Source organism: Neorhizobium galegae bv. orientalis str. HAMBI 540 (assembly GCF_000731315.1).
GTDB lineage: Bacteria > Pseudomonadota > Alphaproteobacteria > Rhizobiales > Rhizobiaceae > Neorhizobium > Neorhizobium galegae.
This window is the reverse complement of sequence record NZ_HG938353.1, coordinates 3,124,033-3,140,979: the sequence shown is the minus strand read 5'-3', so window position 1 is coordinate 3,140,979 and position 16,947 is coordinate 3,124,033. Positions and strand designations below refer to the sequence as shown.

Below are 16,947 nucleotides of genomic sequence, written 5' to 3'. Positions count from 1 at the left end.
GTCTTTTAGGGTTAATCCTTGGTTAAAGCCCATGGAACAAAACCCAATGCCAATAGATAAGTCCTTTTCCGACGGAAACTTTTCAGCCAAGCTTCTCTCCACCCTCGACCATGTCGAATACCGACGGATCGAGAGCAACGAGGATTTCGAGGAAATCGCCCGGCTTCGATACAAGGCCTACAAGACACACAACGTGCTGCCGGTCGCGGCCACCAAGCTCATCGACGAGATCGACTTCGACAAAAATGCGCATGTCTTCGGCGTCTATTACGACGAGGAACTGGTCAGCACGATCCGCCTCCACCACGTTACGCCGGAGCATCGGGTCTGCCAGTCGATCAGCATTTTCCCGGAAGCCGTGAACGGCCTTCTCGATGCCGGCATGACGCTGATCGACTCGGCGCGTTTTGCGATAGCCCCGGAATATGCCAGCGAACTTTCGGCCATGCCCTATCTGACGGTGCGGCTGACGCCGGTCGCGGCGATCTATTTCGATGCGGACCGCGTGCTGCAGCCGATCCGTCCGGCGCATGCGGCATTTTACCGCCGGTTCTTTTATGCCCAGCCGGTCGTGCCGCCGCGGCGGATCCCGCAATACGATTTCGATCTGATGCTGCTCGCTTCGCAGACTCGCGAACTGCGCTCCAAGATGATGAAGCGCTTTCCGGCATTCCAGTCGGAGGCCTATGAGCGCCGTCTGCTGTTTGCACGCTCCTCGAATTTCGACACCGCGCCGCTTACCATCCTGCCGACGGCTCGTATTGCCGGCCGCCCGAATTCCCCCGAAATGTCCTACCTCACCTGAAGGTCGCGCTTCGGCGTACCGGAAGCCATTGTGGCGGCATTGCGCTTTCCTGCCGGTTTGTGTAAGGCCTGAAGAGACGCCGATCCTGCCGAACGACGGCATGATTCCGGATGTCGACACGGGTTTTCCCGCACGCGCCGACGCTTTGATCAAGCGGACCGCGTGCGGCTGATGAAGGAGACGGGACTGATGGACAATCACCATAGCGGGCCGGTGGAAACGGGTGCTCCGATGGACTATTCGGAACACGACAAGACCTACAACGCCTTCCTCGCCGGTGCGAAATGGGGCACGATGCTGATTATCGTCCTGATGATCGCCATGGCTGCCGGTTTCTTCGGCGGTGCGGGCTTCATCGGCAGCCTTCTCGTCTTCATCATTCTCAATATAGCCGGCGTTTTCCTGCTGCGTTGATCCGGTTCGGCCAACCCGGCCACCGGCTTTGAGGCAGGGCGAAGCTTTTCGCCCGCCTTGCGATATCGACTGGGAGGAGACAGTCTTTGCCGAAGATCGTATTTGTATGCCGTGAAGGTTCCGACGAACCGCGCGTTGCCGCTTCGCCCGAGAGCGTCAAGCGGCTCACCGGCCTAGGGCTCACGGTCGTGGTCGAGAGCGGGGCAGGCCTTGCCTCCGGCGTTCCCGACGCAGCTTTCGAAGCCACCGGCGCCCGCATTGCCGGTTCCGGCGAGGTCGGCTCGGCCGATATCATCCTTCGGGTCAACCGGCCTACGGCGACCGAGATGGCAGCCTACAGACCGGGCGCCGTCGTGTTTGCGGTCATGGATCCCTATGGCAATGAGGCCGCTCTTGCGGACATGGCGAAAGCCGGGCTCACCACGTTTGCCATGGAGCTGATGCCGCGCATCACCCGCGCCCAGTCGATGGACGTGCTTTCTTCCCAGGCGAACCTTGCCGGGTATCGCGCTGTTATCGACGCATCCCATGAATACGGTCGCGCCATGCCGATGATGATGACCGCCGCCGGCACCGTTCCGGCCGCAAAAGTGTTCGTCATGGGCGCCGGTGTTGCCGGTCTGCAGGCGATCGCCACGGCCCGTCGTCTCGGCGCCGTGGTTTCGGCGACCGACGTGCGCCCCGCTGCCAAGGAACAGGTCGCCTCGCTGGGGGCCAAGTTCATCGCGGTCGAGGACGAGGAATTCAAGGCGGCCGAAACGGCTGCCGGTTACGCCAAGCCGATGTCGGAAGCCTACCAGGCCAAGCAGGCGGCCCTGGTTGCCGAGCATATCGCCAAGCAGGACATCGTCATCACAACGGCCCTCATTCCCGGCCGTCCGGCGCCAAAACTGGTCTCGCGGGCCATGCTGGCGTCGATGAAGCCGGGTTCGGTGGCGGTGGACCTCGCCGTCGAGCGCGGCGGCAATATCGAGGGTTCGGAAAAGGGCAAGGTCGCTGATGTCGAGGGTGTCGCCGTGATCGGTTACGCGAATGTCGCGGGCCGCATCGCCGCCTCCGCTTCGGCGCTTTATGCCCGCAACCTGTTCGCCTTCATCGAGACCATGGTCGACAAGGGCACCAAGGAGTTTGCGGTCAATCCCGAGGACGAACTCGTCAAGGCGACCATGCTGACCCATGGCGGACAGGTCGTGCATCCGAATTTTGCGACGGCTGCGGCCGCGTTTGTCGTTGACGCTCCTGTTGCTGCGCCAACCGCAACCGTTGCCCCAGTTGCGGCCGAACCGGCCCGCGTTCGCAAAAAGCCTGCCGCCGTTAACGCCGAAACGGGCGGGGACGCCGCAGCCGAGGAGAAGCTTTGATGGCCAGTGAAGCAATGGACAAGGCGCTGGAGCAGCTCGATCAGGCCGTGACCGCCGTGATCAGCGCCGCCGCCCAGGCACCGGAAGCCGCGAGTGCTGCAACCGGTGGGGCGATCGATCCCTTCGTGTTTCGGCTGGCGATCTTCGTGCTGTCGATCTTCGTCGGTTATTACGTCGTCTGGTCGGTGACGCCGGCGCTGCATACGCCGCTGATGGCGGTGACCAACGCGATCTCTTCGGTCATCGTCGTCGGCGCGCTGCTTGCGGTCGGCATATCGGCGAGCGGCTTTGCGACCGGCTTCGGTTTCGTGGCGCTGGTGCTCGTTTCGGTGAACATCTTCGGCGGCTTCCTGGTGACCAGCCGGATGCTTGCCATGTACAAGAAAAAAGATCGCTGAGGGTTCGGATACATGTCGCAGAGCCTCGCAGCCTTCCTCTATCTCGTCTCCGGCGTGCTGTTCATCATGGCGCTCCGGGGTCTTTCCCACCCGACGACCAGCCGCAAGGGCAATGTCTACGGCATGGTCGGCATGGGTATCGCCATTGTCACCACGCTGCTGCTCGCCACGCCCACCTTCGGCGGCTTCATCCTGATCGTGTTGGCGCTCAGCCTCGGCGGTGGGGCAGGGGCTTATATCGCCCGCACCATTCCGATGACGGCGATGCCGCAGCTCGTCGCGGGCTTCCATTCGCTGGTCGGCTTTGCCGCGGTGATGGTGGCGGCGGCAGCACTTTATGCGCCCGATTCCTTCGGCATCGGCGCGATCGGCCATATTCACGGCCAGGCGCTGATCGAACTGGCGCTCGGCGCGGCGATCGGCGCGATCACCTTTACCGGCTCGGTCATCGCCTTCCTGAAGCTCGATGGGCGGATGTCCGGCAAGCCGATCATGCTGCCCTACCGGCACGTCATCAATATCGGCCTGCTGGTGCTGGTCGTCGTCTTCGTCTTCGGCCTGGTGCAGACCGAAAGCCATTTCGACTTCTGGCTGGTCGTGGCGCTGGCATTGGCGCTCGGCGTGCTCCTGATCGTGCCGATCGGCGGCGCGGACATGCCGGTCGTCGTCTCGATGCTGAATTCCTATTCCGGCTGGGCCGCAGCCGGCATCGGGTTCACGCTCGGCAATCTGGCGCTGATCATCACCGGCGCGCTGGTCGGCTCCTCGGGCGCGATCCTTTCCTACATCATGTGCAAGGGGATGAACCGGTCCTTCATCTCGGTCATCCTGGGCGGCTTCGGCGGCGAGACGGCGTCTGCTGCCGGCGACGACGGCGTGCAGCGGACCGTCAAGCAGGGCTCTGCCGACGATGCGGCCTTCCTGATGCAGAACGCTGAAAAGGTGATCATCGTGCCGGGTTACGGCATGGCCGTCGCCCAGGCGCAGCATGCATTGCGCGAGCTCGCCGACACGCTGAAGAGCCACGGCGTCGAGGTCAAATACGCGATCCATCCGGTCGCCGGCCGCATGCCGGGCCATATGAACGTGCTGCTCGCCGAAGCCAATGTCCCCTATGACGAGGTCTTCGAACTGGAAGACATCAACGCGGAGTTCGCGCAAGCCGACGTCGCCTATGTCATCGGCGCCAACGACGTCACCAACCCTGCGGCCCGCGACGACAAGACCTCGCCGATCTACGGCATGCCGATCCTCGACGTCGACAAGGCGAAGACCTGCCTGTTCGTCAAGCGCTCGCTCGGCTCGGGCTATGCCGGCATCGACAACACACTGTTCTACAAGGACGGCACGATGATGCTGCTCGGCGACGCCAAGAAGATGACCGAGGACATCGTCAAGGCGATGAAGCACTAAGGCCAGTTGAACAGCGAACATGGAGCCCGGCATTGCCGGGCTTTTTTGTGAAGACGGATCGTGCGACATTGGAAGTGAGCAGGAGGCTAGGATGGCAAGTATAACGATATCACTTCCGGACGCTGCCAAGGATTGGATCGATGAACAAGTCCGCAGCGGTGGATATGCTAGTGCCGCCGAGTATGTGAACGAATTGGTTACGCAGGAGCGAGTTCGGCAAGGCGAAGAGCTTTCGCTTGAAGAGGTGCGCCACCTGATCAAAGCCTCTAAGGCGAGCGGCATTGGGACGAGGAGTATGGACGAGTTGTTTGCCGAGGCAGAGCGGCTCGTAGAGGCGAAGAAGGCTAGACGTGCCTGAGTATCGGCTTACGTCCAGAGCCGAATCAGAAATTGTCGATATCATTCGCTATGGGATTGAGACATTTGGAGTGTTGCAGGCGCAGCACTACGTTGATGAACTGACGCATTGCTTCGAACTCCTTGTAGAGAATCCGCGCATGGGGAGGGCCGTTCCCGATTTTGGCGAGTCCGTGCGCCGCCACATACATGCGCGTCATATCGTTCTCTATGAAATTAACGCTCCTGGCATCCTGATCCTTGCAGTGGTTCACGTTCGCAGCGTGGTTCGACTCATCAAGTCGTAACAATATTCGGATCTTGCAGACACCCTATGACCATCCCCACCAAGCACCCTTATGATTTCGATCCCACCTATGGCATGGGGCTGAAGGAGCTTCAGGCGGTGGTGCCGCCTCCGGCGCCAGAGGGTTTCGATGGGTTCTGGAAGGACCGCTATCGTCGGGCGATGACCGTTGATCCGGAGCCGGGTCTGCGCAAGAGCGGGCTCGATCATCCGAAATGGCATGTCTTCGACATCGCCTACATGTCGACGGGCCGGTTTCCGATCGGCGGCTGGCTTCTCTTACCGCGGCAGGGGGAGATCAGGCGTGGACTGGTCGTTGGTCATGGATATGGCGGGCGCGACGCGCCGGATCTCGATATTCCGGTCGAGGAGACAGCCGTCCTGTTTCCCTGCTTCCGAGGCATGTCGCGCAGCACCCGCCCGCCGATTTCGCCGGACTCCCACTGGCATGTGCTGCACGATATCGACAAGCCGGACCGGTACATCATCGGAGGCTGCGTCGACGACCTTTGGATCGCGGTGAGTATGCTGATCGCCCTTTACCCCTGGCTTTCCGGCCATGTCGGCTATAGCGGCATCAGCTTCGGCGGCGGCATCGGCGGGCTTGCCATTCCCTTCGACAACCGGATCGATCGAGGGCATCTGTCGCTGCCGACCTTCGGGCATCAGGAATTGCGGCTGAAGCTGAAAAGCATCGGCAGCGCTGCCTCGGTCCAGGCCTATCAGGCGAAATACGGCAATGCGCTGAAGACGCTGCGCCTGCATGATTCGGCGGTGGCGGCGAGCCGCATCACCGTGCCGATGCTGACGAGCGTCGCGCTATTCGATCCCGCGGTTGCGCCGCCCTGCCAGTTCGCCGTCGCCAACGCAGTTCCGAAATCGAAATTTAATGAAATCTTCATCCTGGATGCCGGACATTTCGACTATCCTGGTAGCATGTTGCAAGAGGCGGCGCTTCGCGAGAAGGCCGGACAGTTCTTCAAGGTGTCATGAACCGCGAATATCTGCGCTGGTACAGCCAGCGGCTCCATCGAGACATGGAACTCCTGGTGTTCGGCCATGCCGGCGCCAAGGTGCTGATGTTCCCGACCCGCGAGGGGCGTTTCTGGGAATATGAAGAGCTTGGCATCGTCGGAAGCCTTGCCGACAAGATCCGCGCCGGCCAGTTGCAGCTCTATTGCGTCGACGGATTGGCGACCGAGACCTTCTACGACGCAAGGCAGCATCCGTCGGTGCGCATCCGGAGGCACGCGGCGTTCGAGGATTATATCCTCAACGAGGTTCTGCCGCTGATGGCAGACCGGAACGGACATGACTGCACGATCGTTCAGGGCTGCAGCCTCGGTGCCTTCCAGGCCGCCAGCATCGTCTTTCGCCATCCGCACCTGTTCCGCAAGCTCGTCGCGTTTTCCGGGCGTTACGACCTGACGCTGAAGGTCGAGGCGTTCGACGACCTGATGGACGGTTATTACGACGAGACCGTCTATTTCCACACCCCGTCGCATTTCCTGCCCGGCATCACCAGCGAATGGCAGATCGAAAGGCTGCGGCAGGTGGAGATCGTGCTGACGATCGGCGATGCCGACCCTTTCCTCGACAACAACCAGCATCTCAGCCGGGTTCTGTCCGAGAAGGGCGTCGGGCATCGGATGCATGTCTGGGACGGGCGCGCCCACCGGGCCGGCGCCTGGCGCAAGATGGCAGCGCTCTATATCTGAGGGTAGGGGCGGAAATCAGCTCTGCCGACAGGCGGCGATATCAGGTGTTGGCGCGGGTGCGGGCCGCGCCGTCCTGGGCCGGCTTGTAATTGGGGTCGAGACGCATGGCGTGCGAATAGGACTTGTAGGCGCGTGCCTTGTCGCCGCGGCGCTCATAGACCAGCGCCTGGTTGGCCCAGGATTCAGCGAGCTTGTCGTTGAGCTCGATCGCGCGGTTGAAGTCGGCAAACGCGTTGTCGTCGTCGTTCAAGGCGACATAGGAAATGCCGCGGCCGTTGTAGGGCTCCGGCGAATTCGCCGACAGCGAGATGGCCTTCGAGAAATCGTCGATCGCCTGGGCGTGCTGGCCGCGCAGCTGGTAGATCAGGCCGCGATTGTGCCAGGCCCGGCCATCGGTGGTTTCCAGCTGGATCGCCTTGTTGAAGTCGTTGAAGGCTTCGTTGGTGCGGCCGGCCTGGCGATAGATATTGCCGCGGCCGATATAGGCGACGTCGTAATTCGGGTTGATCTGCAGCGAGCGGTTGTAGTCGTTGGCCGCTTCGACAGGCTTGCCCATGTTGCGGTAGACCAGTGCCCGGTTGGCATAGGCCTGGTAGAACTGCGGATTGAGCTGGATGGCGCGGTTGAAGTCCTCGAGGGCGCGCGAAAACTCGCCGGCGCGTCCGTAGGCCGTACCACGGACGTTATAGCCTTCCGGATCCTGCGGGCTGGAATTGATGACGGAAGAGAGCGAGGAGATGTTCTCTTGGGACCCCTGGGCGCGATCGACGGTGATCATGTCTGTCGAGGTCGTGGTCGAGCAGCCGGCAAGCGCCAGAAGGGCGATCAGCGCAGCAGGCAACGTTGTTTTGCGACGGAAAGGAGAAGCTTGGGTCAAGAGGCCGGAAATTTCGGTTCCACGATCGAGAACGGCATTTTTGGCGGCCATCAGGCGCATTTCCTCATGTCGGTGCAAAGGCATTGGAAGTCTCGGACCAAATCAAAAGAGCGGCGGCGCCCATGTCGCCACCGCCCTGAAAGCACATGAAAACGTCCAAAAAACGGCCGATCAACGAGCCGGGCGCGCAGGAACCGCACGAGCGGGAGCGGCAATCAGGCCTTCGCGCTGCATGCGCTTGCGAGCAAGCTTGCGAACGCGACGGACAGCCTCTGCCTTTTCACGGGCGCGCTTTTCAGACGGCTTCTCGTAATAATCGCGCATCTTCATTTCACGGAAAATGCCTTCGCGCTGCATCTTCTTCTTGAGAGCGCGGAGCGCCTGATCGACGTTGTTGTCGCGGACAAGTACCTGCACGTGAATCCCGTTCCTTTGGTTTGTTGCTCGCCTGGATCGGTACGATTCGAGGCGAAAGAATAACGTCCGCTCGGCCTGGAGCCGTGCGATTGATGACGGCAGATAGCAGAAGAGATGTGCGAAGTCCAGACGCATTAAGGCCGATTTGCGCCAATTCCGCCGCCTTTTAAGGAGTTGCCGTAAAATCTGAATAGCCGGTCGCAATTTACGGTCGGAGTGCCGGTCGATCCTCACGAATTCGCGGACGATCTTGCCGGTGTCGATGGGGAGGGCGAATGCGTCGCAATAGAGCCATTGCGACGCATATTGATTTGCAATGGGTATGGCACTACCCAAATGCCGGCCCTGCGATTAGGGCCGACGATCCGAGGAGTTCGAGGCGAGATGCGCAGATATTCGGTTTTCGCCGTGGCCCGCGAGGCAATGCGTGCCCACAAGGGCTGGGAAGCACAGTGGGCCTCGCCGGAGCCGCGCAGCGCTTATGACGTGATCATCGTCGGCGCCGGCGGGCATGGCCTGGGCGCTGCCTATTATCTGGCCAAGGAACACGGCATCACCAATGTCGCGGTGATCGAAAAGGGCTGGCTCGGCGGTGGCAATACCGGCCGCAACACGACGATCATCCGCTCCAACTATCTCTATGAAGAGAGTATGGACATCTACGAGCATTCGCTGAAGCTCTGGGAGGGGCTGAGCCAGGATCTCAACTACAATGTCATGTATTCGCCGCGCGGCGTAATGATGCTGTCGCACAACACCCACGACATGCAGAGCTTCAAGCGGCATATCAACGCCAACAGGCTCTACGGCATCGACAACGAATGGCTGACGCCGGAACAGGCCAAGGCCTTCGTGCCGGTGCTCGATATTGCCAAGATGGCGCGTTACCCGATCAACGGCGCCGCCCTGCAGCGGCGCGGCGGCACGGCCCGCCACGATGCGGTCGCCTGGGGTTATGCGCGTGCGGCGTCCGACCGCGGCGTGCATATCATCCAGAATTGCGAAGTGACCGGCATCCGTCGCGGCCCGAACGGCGAGGTCCTGGGCGTCGAGACAAGCAAGGGCTTCATCGGGGCGAAGAAGATCGGCGTTTCGGCCGCCGGCCATTCGTCCGTCGTGATGGAGATGGCGGGTGTGCGGGTGCCGCTCCATTCAACTCCGCTGCAGGCGCTGGTCTCCGAGCCGCTGAAGCCGATCTTCCCCTGCGTCGTCATGTCGAACACGGTGCATGCCTATATCTCGCAGTCGGACAAGGGCGAACTCGTCATCGGCGCCGGCACCGACCAGTACAATTCCTATTCCCAGACCGGCGGGCTGCAGATCATCACCCACACGCTCGATGCCATCTGCGAACTCTTCCCGATGTTCCGGCGGGTGAAGATGATGCGCCAATGGGGCGGTATCACCGACAACACGCCGGACCGTTCGCCGATCCAGGGCGTCACCCCGGTGCCGGGCCTGTTCGTCAATTGCGGCTGGGGAACCGGCGGCTTCAAGGCGACGCCGGGTTCGGCCAATCTCTTCGCGCATCTGATCGCCAAGGGCGAGCCGCACCGGCTGGCAGCGGGGCTGAACCTCGACCGGTTCCGCACCGGCCGGCTGATCGACGAGGCGGCCGCCGCCGCCGTGGCGCATTAATACAGGGACATCAAGATGCTGCTGATCCATTGCCCCTATTGCGAAGAAGACCGCTCGGAACTGGAATTCCGCTGGGCCGGCGAGGCGCATATTGCGCGGCCGGAAAATATCTCGGCGATTTCCGACGAGGAGTTCGCGGAATATTTCTTCCTGCGCAACAACGAAAAAGGCCTCACCTATGAACGCTGGCGGCATATCCACGGCTGTGGCCGGTTCTTCAACGCGGCGCGCGACACGGTGAGCGACAGGTTCCTGGTGACCTACAAGGCGGGAATGCCGAAGCAACCGCTCCCGGAAACCGGAGCCTCCGAAAAGACCGTCGAGACCTATGAAGCGACCGAAGGAGACGCCCGATGAGCGCTTCCTCCAATTCCGGCACCTTTCGCATCAAGGGTGCGGGGCGGTTGACGCCCGCCCGCACGGCGCGCTTCACCTTCGACGGCAAGAATTATACCGCGCTGGAAGGCGATACCGTCGCCTCGGCGCTGCTGGCGCATGGCATCCATCTGGTTGGCCGCTCATTCAAATATCATCGGCCGCGCGGAATCTTGTCTGCTGGTCCGGAAGAGCCGAATGCGCTGATCGACGTGTCGCGCGATGCGGCGCGGCGCCAGCCGAACGTGCGGGCGACCGTGCAGGAAGTCTTCGACGGCGCCAAGATAGCCTCGCAGAACCGCTGGCCGTCGCTGAAGTTCGATGTCGGAGCGGTCAACAATCTGTTCTCGCCGTTCTTTGCGGCCGGCTTCTACTACAAGACCTTCATGTGGCCGCGCGAGGCCTGGGTGAAGATCTACGAACCCTTCATCCGCCGTGCGGCCGGTCTCGGCGTTGCGCCGACCGAAGAAGATCCCGATCATTATGCCAACCGCTATGCCCATTGCGACGTGCTGGTTGCCGGTGCCGGTGTTGCCGGCCTGACGGCGGCGCTTTCGGCTGCTGCGACGGGGCAAAGCGTTTTCCTGGTCGACGAACAGCCGGAAGTCGGCGGCGCGCTGCATTACGACGCGGCGACCACGATCAACGGGCAAAACGGTTACGACTGGGCGCAGGCGACGGCGGCAAAGCTGAAGGCCATGCCGAACGTGACGGTGCTGACCCGCACGACGGTGTTCGGTTATTACAATCATGGTTTCCTCGGCCTCGTGGAGCGGGTGACCGACCATGTCGCAAAGCCCGGCAAGGACCTGCCCCGCGAACGGCTGTGGCAGGTGCGGGCGAAAAAGGTGGTGCTGGCGACCGGTTCGATCGAGCGGCACATGGTGTTTGCCAATAACGACCGGCCGGGCATCATGCTGGCGTCTGCGGCACGCACCTTCCTCAACCATCACGGTGTTGCGGTCGGAAGACAGGTCGGCGTCTACACGGCCCATGATTCGGCTTACGAGACGGCCTTCGACTTGAAGCGGGCAGGTGTCTCGATCGCCGCGATCGTCGATTGCCGTGCCGATCCCGGCGAGGCGCTGCTGGCGGAAGCCCGCGGGCTCGGCATCTCCGTGCTGAGCGGCCACTCGGTGACCGATACCGGGGGCCGGCTGAGGATTTCTTCGATGACGGTGGCGCGCAACGGCGGCGGCGAGGCCCGCAAGATTGCTGTCGACGCGCTGATCGTTTCGGCCGGCTGGACGCCTTCGGTGCATCTGTTTTCGCAGTCGCGCGGAAAACTCCGGTTCGACGACGTCAACCAACGTTTCCTGCCGAATATCTATGCGCAGGATTGCGTTTCCGTCGGCTCCTGCAACGGCACGGACGATCTGGCCGAAATGATCGACGAGGCGATTGTTGCGGGTGGCGGTTCGATCGCCGTTGCAGGCGAAAACCGGTTCGAATGGACCGGCGGCATGATCGGTGCGGCGGAAGGTGCGGGGCCGGATACGACGGTAAAAGCCTTCGTGGATTTCCAGCACGACGTGACCGCCAAGGACATCCGCCTTGCGGTGCGCGAGGGGATGCACTCGATCGAGCATATCAAGCGCTTCACCACCAACGGCATGGCGTCGGACCAGGGCAAGCTTTCCAACATGCACGGTCTGGCGATTGCCGCCGAAATGCTCGACCGGCCGATCCCGCAGGTGGGGCTGACGACGTTCCGCGCGCCCTACACGCCGGTGACCTACGGCACGCTGGTGGGGCATTCGCGCGGAGAACTTTTCGATCCGGCGCGCAAGACGCCGATGCATTCGCTCGAAACGGCCGAAGGCGCCGAATTCGAGGATGTCGGCAACTGGAAGCGCGCCTGGTATTACCCGAAGCGCGGCGAGGATATGCTGGCTGCCGTCAACCGCGAATGCCGGACGGTGCGCGAGGTAGCGGGCGTGTTCAACGGTTCGACGCTCGGCAAGATCGAGGTGGTGGGTCCCGATGCGGCGCAGTTCCTCAACCTCCTCTATACGAATGCCTGGGACAGCCTGAAGCCGGGCAAGAGCCGCTACGGGATCATGACCCGTGAGGACGGTTTCGTTTATGACGACGGCGTCGTCGGCCGACTTGCCGAGGACCGGTTCCATGTAACGACCACGACCGGCGGGGCGCCGCGCGTGCTGCACCACATGGAAGACTATCTGCAGACGGAGTTCCCGCATCTCAAGGTCTGGCTGACCTCGACCACCGAGCAATGGGCGGTCATCGCCGTGCAGGGGCCGAAGGCGCGCGAGATCATCCAGCCGTTCGTCGAGGGCGTCGATATTTCCAACGAGGCCTTTCCGCATATGAGCGTGGTGGAATGCAGCGTGATGGGCGTGCCGGCGCGGCTCTTCCGCGTCTCGTTCACCGGCGAACTCGGTTTTGAGCTCAACGTGCCGGCCGACTACGGTCCGGCCGTCTGGAAGGCGATATGGGAGCGGGCGGAGCCGATGGGGGCCTGCCTTTACGGCACCGAGACCATGCACGTACTGCGCGCCGAAAAGGGCTATATCATCGTCGGCCAGGATACCGACGGTACGGTAACCCCGGACGATGCCGGGCTCGGCTGGGCGGTGTCGTCCAAGAAGCCGGATTTCGTCGGCATTCGCGGGCTGAAGCGTCCCGACCTGGTGCGCGAGGGCCGCAAGCAGCTCGTCGGGCTGCTCACCAAGGACCCGGCACTTGTGCTGGAGGAGGGTGGCCAGATCGTCGCCGATCCGAACCAGGCCAAGCCGATGACCATGCTTGGCCATGTGACCTCCGCCTACTGGTCGGAGAATTGCGGCCGCTCGATCGCGCTGGCGCTGGTCGCCGGCGGACGGGCGCGGATCGGAGAGACGCTCTATGTGCCGCTCAAAGACAGGACGATCGAAGTGGAAGTGACCGACATGGTGTTCTTCGACAAGGATGGAGGCCGCATCCATGGCTGATTCTGGGGCTGATTTCCGTTCAGGCACGGCAAGCCGTACGCTGCCGCTTGCCGGTCATCACGGCTCGCACAATGCGACGCTCACGGTGGCGCCGTCCGCCGAGCGCATCTCGCTACGCGTTCGGGCCGAGGAGGTCGCCGCATTGTCCGGGGCGCTCGGCGTCGATCTGCCGGTGAGGCCGAAGACGTCGGCTTCCGCCAATGGTCGCACCGCGCTCTGGCTCGGGCCGGACGAGTGGCTGGTGATTGGAGACGGAGGCAGCGATGTCGGCAACAGCCTGATGCAGGCGGCCAAGAATTCCGGCGTGCTTCATTCGGCAACCGACGTCTCCCATCGCAACACGGCAATCCTCGTCTCCGGACCGGGTGCGGCGGCGGCAATCAATGCCGGTTGCCCGCAGGACCTGTCGCTGAAGGTTTTTCCGGTCGGCGCCTGCTCGCGCACCATTCTGGGCAAGGTGGAGATCGTGCTCCTTAGAACGGCGCAGGATGCCTTCCGGGTGGAGGTCTGGCGGTCGTTTTCGCGCTACGCGTTCGGCCTGCTCTCCGAGGGTGCTCAGGATGCCGCGCTATAAGACAATAGCCTAACTTGACTCGGGCGGCAGGAACCGCACTCTCCGATCAGCAAGGGGAGGATGTCATGGGACAATTTACACTGATGGCGATCGCCGTCATCGCGGCGGTGATCGGCGGGGCGATTGCCGCGAAACTTGCGGGGATCGAGATCTGGAAAGGCGCGCTGATCGGCGCCTGCGCGTCCGTCGCCGGGGTGATCGCCTCCTCCGCACCGGGTATCGACCGGAACCTGTCGATCCCGATGGCCGGCCTGATCGCGGCCGGCATTTCCGGCTCGGCCGTCGGCCTGACACCGACGCGCACCGCCCAGATCGCGATCGGTGCGGCATTGCCGCCGCTCATCGGTTTCGTGCTGATGGAAATGGGGGCTTAGGCGCGAGGCGTCATTCGCCGGGCTGGGCCCACCGTCGTCCGATCCTCTCACAGCGAAAGGTTTAAGCCTGCTTCCCGCTCGATATAGGCGCGCTGCTGATCGGTGATGTAGTCGCGCACGATCGGTGCCGCATCGCGCGAGCGCGACAGCTGCATATGAAAGACCAACTGGCTGCCGGTGCGGAACATCATCTCGGCGCTGATCAGGTAGAATTCCCACATGCGGGCGAAACGCTCGTCGTAAAGAGCAATGACCGCATCACGGTTCTTTTGGAACCGTTCCGACCATTGGGCAAGCGTGGCGGCATAATGCACGCGCAGGAATTCGAGATCGGTCACCCACAGGCTGTTGCGCTCGACCACCTCGAAGACCTCCGACAGGGCCGGCGAGTAGGCGCCCGGGAAAATGTACTTGCGCAGCCAGGGGCTCGCCATGCCGGGCGGGCTCATATGGCCGATCGAGTGCAGCACCACCAGCCCGTCGTCCGGCATCAGGCTATTCAGCTTGGCGAAGAACTCGTCATAATGATGCACGCCGACATGTTCGAACATGCCGACCGAAACGATGCGGTCGAATGTTTCCGTCACGTCGCGATAATCCTTGAGCTCGAAGCGGACACGGTTGTCGAGCCCGGCCGCCTGCGCCCGTGAGGAGGCGAGCGCCTGCTGTTCCTTCGACAAAGTGACACCGAGGACTTCGACATCTTCGAGCCTCGCGAGGTAGAGCGCTAGGTCGCCCCAGCCGCAGCCGATATCAAGTACCTTCATGCCCGGCTTGAGGCCGAGCTTGGCTGCCAGCAGCCGCAGCTTGTTACGCTGTGCCTGTTCCAGCGTCTCGGACGGCTCGCGGAAATAGGCGCAGGAATAGAGCATGTTGGCGTCGAGGAAGAGTTTGTAGAAGTCGTTGCCGAGATCGTAATGGTGCGCGACGTTCTGCTGCGCCTGGCCGCGGCGGTTGGACTGCTGCCGCTTGCGGAAGCGCATTTTGATGCTACGCAGCACTTTCTGGAGCGGATAGGAGCCGAGCGAGAGCCGGTTGACCGAAAACAGCGTCAGGAAATCGCGCAGCGTCGAGCCGTCCTCGAACCGCATCGTGCCGTCCATATAGGCTTCGCCCGCCGCCAGTTCCGGATTGAACACCAAGGTCCGGTAGAGCCGTTTGTCGGTGAGGCGCATGGTTACCGACGGGCCGGGCGTACCGGCGAACACATGGCGGCTGCCCTCCGCATCGATGACCGTCAGGCGGCCGCGGCGGATAAAGGATTTCATCATATGCGACAGCGGAAACATCAGAATCCCCCCGGAACCGAGCATGGCAGCCGGGGAGAGGCTAACATCAAGTGTCGAGATTTGCGATCAACACTTCGCGCGCAGGCTCAAGCCTGCCAGCCCTTCCACTTCACCCAGCGGCCGTGGGGATCGATGCGGCCGAGTTCCCGGGTCTCGCCGGTCGGCCAGATCTGCAGGCTGAGTGCAGCGCCGGCCGGATCGTCGTCCATTTCCATCTGCAGGCGGGCAAGTGGGGCGTCTTCCGTCGCACGGCTGCCGGCCTCGGCGATGATCGCCTCGCCCGCGGCGCGGGCTTGCGGCGGCAGGTATTGCCAGGCGATCGAATGGTAGACGACATGGATTGTGCCGGGCACCAAGGTGTTCAGGCGCTTGTCGCGTAGCCACGCGAGCGCGTCGCCCTTTTCGACCAGGACCTTGTTGGCGCGGGCGATTTCGAGTGCGGCGCGCGTGCGTTCCATGCGGTCCGTCTGGTCGGCCCAGATGTAGGACAGCAGCCGCAGGCTGTCTTCAGGCGAGTTGGGGTCGAGCGGGTTGAGGTCGCAGCCGGCGCGGTCCGCAACGGTGATCTTGACATCAGGCGGGGATGGACCTTGCCAATCGGGCTTGAGCCGGACCGGCGATGACGGATTGCCCCAGAGGAAACCGCCGAGATCGTGATGGTAGCGGTCCCAGTTGAGGTTGAGTCCCATGCTGGCGCCGAATTCCGACAGGATCAGCGGCTTGCCGAACAGTCGGGCAATGGTGAGGAAGCCTGCGAGCAGGCCGCTCGAGCGGCGCACCTCGTTGGTCTGAGGCGCGAAATTCAGCCGGTCGAGAATGAAGGCTTCCTGTGTTTCGAAGGCTGTGGCGATCGCCGTCCAGAGCACGTCGTCGCTCACGTCGTTCGGCGGATAGGCGGCCTTCAGGCGATCGTCCTTGCCGTCGATGACCAGCGCATGCAGCGCGCCGGCGAGGCGGGTGGGCACGAGGTCCCCCCGGGTGGCAGGATCTCCTTCCCAGCTGAGAATTCGCCGGCCCACTTCGGTCGAACGGTCAAGATGTTCCAGCATCAATGTGCCGAGGCGAGCGGTAAAGGGCGACCCCAGGATTCGACCCCCGACGATCTGTTCCCGGAACGCTTGCCTGATTTCGTCTTCGGATGCCATGGCGCTCACACTCCTTCCGGCCGGTCCTTCGGGTCGAACTGGATGATGGTGATCCAGATGGCCGTGAGCGCCGATTTCCTTTCGTTCTCGATCTCGACCGAGACGTCGTATGTGGTCATCAGCATGCCGGCGCCGCGGAAGCGGGTTTCGGCCAGCGTGAAATGGCCGCGGATGCGGCTGCCGCTTTTGACCGGCGACATGAAGCGGATGCGGTCGAACCCGTAATTGATGCCCATCGTCTGTTCGCGGATCCTCGGCACGCAATCGAAGTTCATGGCGGACAGCAGCGACAGCGTCAGGAAGCCGTGGGCGATGGTGCCGCCGAAGGGGCTTTCGGCCGTGGCGCGCTCCGGATCGACATGAATGAATTGATGATCTTGGGTGGCGTTCGCGAAGAGGTCGATCATCGGCTGATCCACCGTGATCCATTCAGATACGCCGACTTCCGTGCCAACCAAACCTTCGACTTCGGTTAGCGAAATTTCACGCATGCGACCTCACTGATTTCTTCTGGACGTTGACAATCCCGGACGAAACGACGCCTCGCACTTC

The 16,947-nt window shown here is 62.4% G+C and carries 19 protein-coding genes; 14 read left to right on the top strand and 5 right to left on the bottom strand.

Translation table 11 applies throughout. The features are described from left to right. Positions 1 to 46: 46 nt before the first annotated feature. The 9 genes from RG540_RS15515 to RG540_RS15475 all read left to right on the top strand — a co-directional run bounded on the left by RG540_RS15515 (position 47) and on the right by RG540_RS15475 (position 6,752). On the top strand, positions 47 to 805 hold the full coding sequence (locus tag RG540_RS15515) for an N-acyl amino acid synthase FeeM domain-containing protein (RefSeq protein ID WP_038589616.1): 759 nt from the start codon (positions 47 to 49) through the stop codon (positions 803 to 805). Positions 806 to 994: 189 nt separating this feature from the next. Next, entirely contained in the window at positions 995 to 1,219 is a 225-nt protein-coding gene (locus RG540_RS15510) for an aa3-type cytochrome c oxidase subunit IV (RefSeq protein WP_038589613.1), read from the top strand. A gap of 86 nt (positions 1,220 to 1,305) precedes the next feature. Next, positions 1,306 to 2,580, top strand: a complete 1,275-nt coding sequence (locus tag RG540_RS15505) for a Re/Si-specific NAD(P)(+) transhydrogenase subunit alpha (RefSeq protein WP_080724958.1) — start codon at positions 1,306 to 1,308, stop codon at positions 2,578 to 2,580. After that, entirely contained in the window at positions 2,580 to 2,978 is a 399-nt protein-coding gene (locus RG540_RS15500) for a proton-translocating transhydrogenase family protein (RefSeq protein ID WP_038589610.1), read from the top strand. Before RG540_RS15505 ends, RG540_RS15500 begins: the two co-directional genes overlap by 1 nt. A 12-nt stretch (positions 2,979 to 2,990) precedes the next feature. Next, positions 2,991 to 4,391 carry an NAD(P)(+) transhydrogenase (Re/Si-specific) subunit beta gene (locus RG540_RS15495; RefSeq protein ID WP_038589607.1) on the top strand — a complete coding sequence of 467 codons (1,401 nt, stop codon included), beginning with the start codon at positions 2,991 to 2,993 and terminating at the stop codon, positions 4,389 to 4,391. 91 nt (positions 4,392 to 4,482) lie between these two features. After that, positions 4,483 to 4,749 carry a ribbon-helix-helix domain-containing protein gene (locus tag RG540_RS15490; protein WP_038593933.1) on the top strand — a complete coding sequence of 89 codons (267 nt, stop codon included), beginning with the start codon at positions 4,483 to 4,485 and terminating at the stop codon, positions 4,747 to 4,749. After that, positions 4,742 to 5,035, top strand: a complete 294-nt coding sequence (locus tag RG540_RS31710) for a type II toxin-antitoxin system RelE/ParE family toxin (protein ID WP_080724957.1) — start codon at positions 4,742 to 4,744, stop codon at positions 5,033 to 5,035. The genes RG540_RS15490 and RG540_RS31710 overlap by 8 nt, the downstream gene beginning before the upstream one ends. Before the next feature lie 26 nt (positions 5,036 to 5,061). Continuing rightward, positions 5,062 to 6,027 (top strand): acetylxylan esterase, encoded by a 966-nt coding sequence (locus RG540_RS15480; protein WP_038589601.1) that lies wholly within the window; start codon positions 5,062 to 5,064, stop codon positions 6,025 to 6,027. Next, a complete protein-coding gene (locus tag RG540_RS15475) occupies positions 6,024 to 6,752 on the top strand; it encodes an esterase family protein (protein WP_038545241.1) in 729 nt (242 codons plus the stop codon). The genes RG540_RS15480 and RG540_RS15475 overlap by 4 nt, the downstream gene beginning before the upstream one ends. Before the next feature lie 40 nt (positions 6,753 to 6,792). On the opposite strand, the gene RG540_RS15470 is transcribed toward RG540_RS15475, so the two are convergent. Together RG540_RS15470 and rpsU are read right to left on the bottom strand one after the other, a co-directional pair. Then, the gene (locus RG540_RS15470) at positions 6,793 to 7,680 is read right to left on the bottom strand and encodes a tetratricopeptide repeat protein (RefSeq protein WP_038589598.1); all 888 of its coding nucleotides are present in this window, start codon (positions 7,678 to 7,680) and stop codon (positions 6,793 to 6,795) included. Positions 7,681 to 7,800: 120 nt separating this feature from the next. Next, entirely contained in the window at positions 7,801 to 8,046 is a 246-nt protein-coding gene (rpsU, locus tag RG540_RS15465; RefSeq protein ID WP_038545235.1) for a 30S ribosomal protein S21, read from the bottom strand. Positions 8,047 to 8,430: 384 nt separating this feature from the next. Between rpsU and RG540_RS15460 the strand changes: the two genes are divergently transcribed. From RG540_RS15460 to RG540_RS15440, 5 genes are all read left to right on the top strand, one after another. Next, a complete protein-coding gene (locus RG540_RS15460) occupies positions 8,431 to 9,684 on the top strand; it encodes a sarcosine oxidase subunit beta family protein (protein WP_038589595.1) in 1,254 nt (417 codons plus the stop codon). 15 nt (positions 9,685 to 9,699) lie between these two features. Beyond that, the gene (locus RG540_RS15455) at positions 9,700 to 10,041 is read left to right on the top strand and encodes a sarcosine oxidase subunit delta (protein ID WP_038589592.1); all 342 of its coding nucleotides are present in this window, start codon (positions 9,700 to 9,702) and stop codon (positions 10,039 to 10,041) included. Beyond that, positions 10,038 to 13,013, top strand: a complete 2,976-nt coding sequence (locus RG540_RS15450) for a sarcosine oxidase subunit alpha (protein WP_038589589.1) — start codon at positions 10,038 to 10,040, stop codon at positions 13,011 to 13,013. The genes RG540_RS15455 and RG540_RS15450 overlap by 4 nt, the downstream gene beginning before the upstream one ends. Continuing rightward, a complete protein-coding gene (locus RG540_RS15445; RefSeq protein WP_051909645.1) occupies positions 13,006 to 13,587 on the top strand; it encodes a sarcosine oxidase subunit gamma in 582 nt (193 codons plus the stop codon). The genes RG540_RS15450 and RG540_RS15445 overlap by 8 nt, the downstream gene beginning before the upstream one ends. Before the next feature lie 65 nt (positions 13,588 to 13,652). After that, positions 13,653 to 13,961, top strand: a complete 309-nt coding sequence (locus tag RG540_RS15440; protein WP_151044134.1) for a hypothetical protein — start codon at positions 13,653 to 13,655, stop codon at positions 13,959 to 13,961. A gap of 47 nt (positions 13,962 to 14,008) precedes the next feature. Here the strand turns inward: RG540_RS15440 and RG540_RS15435 are convergent, their stop codons facing one another. From RG540_RS15435 to RG540_RS15425, 3 genes are all read right to left on the bottom strand, one after another. Next, on the bottom strand, positions 14,009 to 15,250 hold the full coding sequence (locus RG540_RS15435) for an SAM-dependent methyltransferase (RefSeq protein WP_038593929.1): 1,242 nt from the start codon (positions 15,248 to 15,250) through the stop codon (positions 14,009 to 14,011). Between the two features lie 86 nt (positions 15,251 to 15,336). After that, a complete protein-coding gene (locus RG540_RS15430) occupies positions 15,337 to 16,395 on the bottom strand; it encodes a DUF2332 domain-containing protein (RefSeq protein WP_038589583.1) in 1,059 nt (352 codons plus the stop codon). Between the two features lie 5 nt (positions 16,396 to 16,400). Next, positions 16,401 to 16,886 (bottom strand): MaoC family dehydratase, encoded by a 486-nt coding sequence (locus tag RG540_RS15425; RefSeq protein ID WP_038589580.1) that lies wholly within the window; start codon positions 16,884 to 16,886, stop codon positions 16,401 to 16,403. Positions 16,887 to 16,947 lie beyond the last annotated feature (61 nt).